Below are 6,976 nucleotides of genomic sequence, written 5' to 3'. Positions count from 1 at the left end.
GCGGCGACGCCGCCGCGGCCTTGCGCGCGCACCGCGTCGAGCCAGCCGCGCACCTGCCCGTCGAGTTTCGCCGACGTGCCGAGCGCGTAGTGCAGCGCCGGCTGGTCCGCGAGAAGCCGTGGCAATTGCGTGTCGATTTCACCGAACGGGAACGCGGCATCGAAACCGAACGCGGCGCGCGCGCCGTCCGGCCCGAAGCGGAAGCCTTCCCACGTCTCGCGCTCGATATTTTTCTCGCGGCAGAACAGGATCGATGCCGGTGCGCCGGGTGCCGGGTTCGCGACGAGCACGAGCAGCGCCTCGGGCTCGGTGAAGCCGGTCAGATAGTAGAAGTAGCTGTCGTGGCGGTACGGGTAATCGGCGTCGCGGTTGCGCAGCGCTTCCGGCGCGGTCGGGACGATGGCGACGCCGCCGCCCGCCGCGCGCAGCGCGGCGAGGACGCGCTCGCGGCGCGCGCGGTAGACGTCGATGGCGATGGTGGGTTCGGTCGGCTGGTTCATCGTGCGATTGTAGCGCTCCGTTCCGGCGCTCACCTGTGCCTCGCGCAGGCGCTTCTCAGTACCTGAATCGGGCACCTGAATCGGCACCCGGGCCCGACGTTCCATCCACGGACTTATTTTGTGCGGATACTGACGGTCGGGCGGCGGCCGGCATGTTGCAATCCGTCCACAGCGGCCCGGCGGCCGGCTCGCGAAGATGCGGCATGGTGCTCGTGAAAGCCTTGGACCACTTATACTTTCGCCGGATTCAGAAAAAGGCAGATGGTCATGATGAAACTCATCGGTTCGCTTGGCAGCCCGTTCGTGCGTAAAGCGCGGATCGTGCTCGCCGACAAGAAGATCGACTACGAACTGGTGCCCGAGAACGTCTGGGCGCCGGATACCCGGATTCACACCTTCAATCCGCTCGGCAAGGTGCCGTGCCTCGTGATGGAAGACGGCGAAGCGGTGTTCGACTCGCGGGTGATCTGCGAGTACGTCGATACGCTGTCGCCGGTCGGCAAGCTGATTCCGCAGTCCGGACGGGAACGCGTCGAGGTGCGCTGCTGGGAAGCGCTGGCCGACGGCGTGCTCGACGCCGCGGTGCTGATCCGTCTCGAGAGTACGCAGCGCGCGCCCGAGCAACGGGTCGACGCGTGGGTCGCGCGGCAGCAGCGCAAGATCGACGAAGGTCTGATCGCGATGTCGCAGGGCCTCGGCAGCAAGCCATGGTGCGCGAGTAACCACTACACCCTCGCGGACATCGCGGTGGGTTGCGCGCTCGGCTATCTCGACTTCCGCATGCCCGAGCTGAACTGGCGCGAATCGCATCCGGGTCTGGACAAGCATTTCCAGAAGCTGTCGCTGCGGCAGTCGTTCATCGATACGGTGCCGTCGAATTGACGCAGCGCGGTGGATGAATGCGGGGTGAGCGGGATTCGGGCGCGTGACCGATGACCTGAACCGGAAAGCCTGCCCGTGAAGAAAAAAATGCGCCTGCATGTTCAGGCGCATTTTTTTATGGGTGAGCCGGCCGCGCCGCCGCTCGCCGCTTATTTGCTGTCGCGCCGCCGCACGATCGCCGGGCCGAACGCAAAACCGAACGCGAGCAGCAGCGCCGACACCGCGAGCACCGTGTTGTTGCCGCTCGTCACGTACGGCGTGTTGCCCGACGTGCCTTGCACCGTCACGTCGAGCGAACCGACCGTGAACGGCGTGAGGCGGCCGATCACGCGGCCGTTCGCATCGATCGCGGCGGTCATGCCGGTGTTGGTCGCGCGCAGCATCGGCCGGCCGGTTTCGAGCGAGCGCATGCGCGCGATCTGCAGATGCTGGTCGAGCGCGATCGTGTCGCCGAACCACGCGAGGTTGGTCGAGTTGACCAGCACGCCGGCGGGCGTCGCGTTCTCGCGCAGCGTGCGCGCGATCTCCTCGCCGAAGATGTCCTCGTAGCAGATATTCACGGCGACCGGCTGGTTGTGAACCATGAACGGCTTCTGCACCGGCGGCCCGCGAAAGAAGTCGCCGAGCGGAATATTCATCAGATTGACGAACCAGCGAAAGCCCCACGGCACGAATTCGCCGAATGGCACGAGGTGGTGCTTGTCGTAGCGGTAGATGTCGTGCGAGCCGGGCGTGACGCCGAACAGGCTGTTCGTGTAATCGACCACCCGGCCTTCCGGCGTGATCGTGCCGCCGATCGCGCCGAACAGGATCGCGCTGCCGGTCGAATCCGAGAACTGGCGGATCGCCGCCGCGAACGGCGGCGGCAACTGCTGCGCGAGCACCGGGATCGCGGTTTCCGGCGTGACGATCAGATCGGCCGGCTTCGCGGTGATCATCTGCTGATACTCGGCGACCGCCGCGTTCAGGCCGGCTTCCTCGAACTTCATCTCCTGCTTCACGTTGCCTTGCAGCAGGCGCACCGTGAGCGGCGCGTTGGCGGGCGTGGTCCACTGGATGAGCGGCAGCAGCAGGCCGACCACGATCAGCACAAGCGCGACGCCGGCCGGCAACGCAATGCGTGCGGCGCGGCGCGGCGCGGCATGGCCGCTCGTTTCAGCGTTGCCGCCGTGCGGCTCGCGCGCGGGCTGGGCGGAACGCGACGGCATCAGCGGCAGCAACGCCTGCACGATCAGCGCGGCCGCCAGCGCAAGCATCCAGCCGACGCCGTACACGCCGACCACCGGCGCAAAGCCGGCGAACGGCCCGTCGACCTGCGCATAGCCGATGGACAGCCACGGAAAGCCGGTGAACACGGTGCCGCGCAGCCATTCGCCGATTGCCCACGCGCTCGCAAAGGCCAGCGCGCCGTGCCAGCTCGGCGAGAACGGCTGACGGTCGTCGGCCGCGCCATTGTGCGCATGGCCTGCGCAAAACGACCAGACCCCGGCGGCAAGCGCCGGATAGACGGCCAGATACAGCGAGAACAGCACGAGCGCCGCGCCGGCGAGCGGCGCGGGCATGCCGCCGTAGAAATGCATGCTGACGTACAGCCACCACACGCCGGTCACGAAATTGCCGAAGCCGAACGCGCCGCCCGTCAGCGCGGCGCTTTTCCAGCCGGTGCTGCGCGTGAGCCACGCGAAAAAGAATATGAAGATCGCGAGCTGCAGCCAGCCGCCATGCGGCGTGGGCGCGAACGAAAGCGTATTGAGCGCGCCGGTGGCCAGCGCGACGAGGTAGTGCCACAGCGGCAGCGCGCGGCTGCGCGTGCTGTCGTCAGCGGGGGTGGGGGGGCTCACGCCGCGGCGCGAACGGGAAGTGATCGGGTCGGCCATTGTTGCGCGGTCGGCGTCGGAAGTTGAAAAAAACGCGGAGCGGGGAACCCGCGGGTCGGCGAGGGCAGGCGGCTCAGGTCTGCACGTGCTGCGCCTCGCGCTCGCGCTGGCCCGCGAGCGGGTCGCGGCGCACCAGCAGCATATGGATCTGGCGGGCGTCGCCGCGCAGGATTTCGAAGATCAGATCGTCGAGACGGACCTTTTCGCCGCGATGCGGCACCCGGCCGAAGTGATGCGTGACGAGTCCACCGATCGTGTCGACTTCGTCGTCCGGGTAATGGGTGCCGAAGGTCTCGTTGAACTGCTCGATCTCGGTCAGCGCGCGCACGCGGAAGCGCCCGTCCGGCGACGCGATGATATTGCCGCTTTCCTCGTCGAAATCGTATTCGTCCTCGATGTCGCCGACGATCTGCTCGAGCACGTCCTCGATCGTGATCAGGCCAGCGACGCCGCCGTATTCGTCGACGACCACCGCGAGATGGTTGCGGTTCACGCGGAAGTCGTGCAGCAGCACATTCAGGCGTTTCGATTCGGGGATGAAGACAGCCGGGCGCAGCATGCCGCGCACGTCGAATTCTTCTTCCGCGTAGTAGCGCAGCAGGTCCTTCGCGAGCAGCACGCCGATGATGTTGTCGCGATTGCCTTCGTAGACCGGATAGCGGGAGTGCGCCTTTTCCAGCACGTAAGGGATGAATTCGGCGGGATTGTCCGCGATGTTGATCGCGTCCATTTGCGCGCGCGGCACCATGATGTCGCGTGCGCTCAATTCCGAGACCTGGAATACGCCTTCGATCATCGACAGCGAGTCGGCGTCGATCAGGTTGCGCTCGTGCGCGTCCTGCAGAATTTCCAGAAGTTCGGCGCGCGAGTCGGGTTCGGGCGAGATGAAGTCGGTCAGGCGTTCGAGCAGCGAGCGCTTTTCCTGCGGTTTGTCGAGTTGGCGTCCGGTATGGCGTCGACTGGGATACGTGTCGTTCATGGTAGTGCGCCCGGCGAGACTGGGCGCGCTGTTACAGAGCATTAAGGATACACCAGGCACATGGCGAAACCGTGTCCCGCCGGGCCTGGCGATGAATGTAGCCATGGGTGAAACGGCCGCGCCGCGACGGCGAGGCGTGCGTCCATCCTAACCCATTACGGATGGAAAAGCGCTTGTGGGCAAAAAAGCCGCGGTTCGCCGGGTGCGCCGCCGGCACCACACGCCGCGGCCTTACCCTCGTGTCCCGTCGCCGGCCGGCGAAGCTGCCGCCGGCGTCCCCTCGCGCCCCTGCGCGTTGCAACGCTCGAGCAGCGCCTCGAGCGCGCGATCGGGCATCCCGCTTTCGCGCAGCGCATGCACGGTGCGGCTCACGTACTCGAACGTCGTGCCGTAGCGGCCGCACGCGCAGCCGAGCACGGTGCGGATGATCTCGTCGCGCAGCTTGCCGGTATAGCTCGGCACGTCGCGGCGCATCACGAAGGCGAGCGCGTCGACGCGCCGGCCGTCCGCGAGCACGCATGGCAGCCACGCGGGACGGTACGAGCCCATCGGCATTTCGCGGCGCCACAGCGCTTCGAGATGCGGCATCGAGCCGGCGGCCGCGAGCCGGAACGCCATGCCGGTGCACGAGCCGCCGCGATCGAGCGCGAGCACGAGGCCCGGCTGCTCGGGCGTGCCGCGATTCACGCGCGACCACAGATACAGTCCGCGGTGATAGCCGTGCACCTTCGAGCGCAGCGCCTCGACGGTCGGCAGGCCCGGATTCCAGATCAGCGAGCCGTAGCCGAACAGCCACAGATCGCTTTTGCGGTCCCAGTCGCGCAACGTGCATTCGAGCGACGCGCGCAGCTCGTCGTCGGTCAGAAGCCGCGATTCGCCGAGTACCGGCGGGTAGTCCGGGCAACGCGTGGGGGTATCGGCTTCAGAGGACGGGGTGCTCACGGCAGGTTCGATCGTGGATGGCGTGGAGAAGGGGCTGGGCAGCAAGGGACCTGAAAGCGGGAAGCCTATCGATAAGGATCCGGAAACCCGAGCTTGCCGAGGATTTCGGTTTCGATCGCCTCCATTTCCTCGGCTTCTTCTTCGACCTCGTGGTCGTAGCCCTGCGCATGCAGGGTGCCGTGCACGAGCAGATGCGCGTAGTGCGCGGCGAGCGGCTTGCGCTGCTCGGCGGCTTCTTTTTCGACCACTGGACAGCACAGGATCAGATCGCCCGTCACCGGATCGTCTTCCGATTCGGCGTACGCGAAGGTCAGCACGTTGGTCGCGTAGTCCTTGCCGCGATAGGTGCGGTTCAGCGTGCGGCCTTCCTCGGCGTCGACGAAACGCACCGTCAGTTCGCCGTCCGCGAAAAGCGCCGCCTTGATCCAGCCGGCCACGGTCGCGCGCGGCAGCAGCGCCTTGTGCTCCGGCCACGCTTTGGCGGCGGGGAATTGCAGGTTCAACGTCAGTTTCGGGGCGCGGCTCATGCGGTGTCGGAGACGGTGTTCGTAGCGTGTGCGTTGTTTGCGGCGTGTTCGTCGGCGGCAGCGGTTTCGATCAGACGGCTTCGGTCAGTTGCATGGCGTGGGCAGCGCCGGACGCGGGCGTCTTACCGCGGATCGATCGGCGCCGGCGCTTTTTGCGCATGCGCATCGTACGCCTCCACAATTCGCGCGACCAGCGGATGCCGCACCACGTCCGCGCTCGTGAAGCGCGTGAGCGCGATGCCGCGCACGTTCGCGAGTACCTGCTGCGCCTCGATCAGTCCGCTCTTGTGGCCGCGCGGCAGGTCGACCTGGGTCGTGTCGCCGGTGACGACCGCCTTCGAGCCGAAGCCGATGCGCGTGAGGAACATCTTCATCTGTTCGGGCGTGGTGTTCTGCGCCTCGTCGAGGATGATGAACGCGTGGTTCAGCGTGCGGCCGCGCATGTACGCGAGCGGCGCGATTTCGATCATCTGCCGCTCGAACATCTTCGCGGTCTTGTCGAAGCCGAGCAGGTCATAGAGCGCGTCGTAGAGCGGGCGCAGATACGGATCGACCTTCTGCGCGAGATCGCCCGGCAAAAAGCCGAGCCGCTCGCCCGCCTCGACCGCGGGGCGCGTGAGCACGATGCGCTTGACCTGGTCGCGTTCGAGCGCGTCGACCGCGCAGGCCACCGCGAGGTAGGTCTTGCCGGTGCCGGCCGGGCCGACGCCGAACGTGACGTCGTGCGAGACGATCTGCTTCAGGTATTCGCGCTGCGCCGGCGTGCGGCCGCGCAGATCGGCGCGCCGCGTGTACAGCTTCGGGCCGTATTCCTCGAAGTCGTCGTCGCTCGCGTCGGTATCGGCGGGCTGGTCGAACGGATGATCGGGGTTGCCCGCGAAGTGCCGGTCGGCGGCCTCGTCGCCCTGGCCGTTACCGTTGCCGTTCGGGCGATGGCGCGCCGGGTGGCGCACTTCGACGAGCGCGAGCTGGATGTCGTCGACCGACAGCGGCTCGCGCGCGTTGTTGTAGAAGTTTTCGAGCGCGGTGAGCGCGAGTTTCGCGCCGCGTCCGCGGATCGTGATGCGATGGCCGCGGCGCTGCAGGGTCACGTCGAGCGCCTGCTCGATCTGCCGCAGATTTTCGTCGAGCGGTCCGCAGAGGTTGGCAAGCCGCGCGTTGTCGTCGCGCGGCGCGGTGAATTCCAGATGCGGCTGAGTGGTCTTCAAGGCGGTGAGTCAATCCTGTCGGTTGCGGTACGCGAGGTTTTGCCGGTTCGCCCGGTGAGTC

General features: G+C 66.9%; 7 protein-coding genes. 1 reads left to right on the top strand and 6 read right to left on the bottom strand.

Annotated features, from left to right (window positions below; genetic code table 11):
- The coding region (locus QM685_RS10310; protein ID WP_415115407.1) for an aminopeptidase P N-terminal domain-containing protein at positions 1–500 on the bottom strand (500 nt) is incomplete at its 3' end.
- A 261-nt stretch (positions 501–761) separates the two neighbouring features.
- Between QM685_RS10310 and QM685_RS10305 the strand changes: the two genes are divergently transcribed.
- A complete protein-coding gene (locus tag QM685_RS10305; protein WP_415115373.1) occupies positions 762–1,382 on the top strand; it encodes a glutathione S-transferase N-terminal domain-containing protein in 621 nt (206 codons plus the stop codon).
- Between the two features lie 149 nt (positions 1,383–1,531).
- Here the strand turns inward: QM685_RS10305 and lnt are convergent, their stop codons facing one another.
- The 5 genes from lnt to QM685_RS10280 form a co-directional block, all read right to left on the bottom strand.
- Entirely contained in the window at positions 1,532–3,259 is a 1,728-nt protein-coding gene (gene lnt, locus QM685_RS10300; protein WP_415115371.1) for an apolipoprotein N-acyltransferase, read from the bottom strand.
- Positions 3,260–3,332: 73 nt separating this feature from the next.
- Positions 3,333–4,238, bottom strand: coding sequence for an HlyC/CorC family transporter (locus tag QM685_RS10295; protein ID WP_415115369.1), 906 nt, complete (start codon positions 4,236–4,238; stop codon positions 3,333–3,335).
- Between the two features lie 231 nt (positions 4,239–4,469).
- Positions 4,470–5,180, bottom strand: a complete 711-nt coding sequence (locus QM685_RS10290; RefSeq protein WP_415115367.1) for a gamma-glutamylcyclotransferase — start codon at positions 5,178–5,180, stop codon at positions 4,470–4,472.
- A gap of 65 nt (positions 5,181–5,245) precedes the next feature.
- Positions 5,246–5,707, bottom strand: a complete 462-nt coding sequence (ybeY, locus tag QM685_RS10285) for an rRNA maturation RNase YbeY (RefSeq protein WP_415115365.1) — start codon at positions 5,705–5,707, stop codon at positions 5,246–5,248.
- Between the two features lie 122 nt (positions 5,708–5,829).
- Positions 5,830–6,915 carry a PhoH family protein gene (locus QM685_RS10280; protein ID WP_415115363.1) on the bottom strand — a complete coding sequence of 362 codons (1,086 nt, stop codon included), beginning with the start codon at positions 6,913–6,915 and terminating at the stop codon, positions 5,830–5,832.
- Between the last annotated feature and the right edge of the window lie 61 nt (positions 6,916–6,976).

The organism is Paraburkholderia sp. (assembly GCF_047605525.1).
Classification (GTDB): Bacteria; Pseudomonadota; Gammaproteobacteria; order Burkholderiales; family Burkholderiaceae; genus Paraburkholderia.
This window is presented reverse-complemented; position numbering and strand designations above follow the sequence as displayed.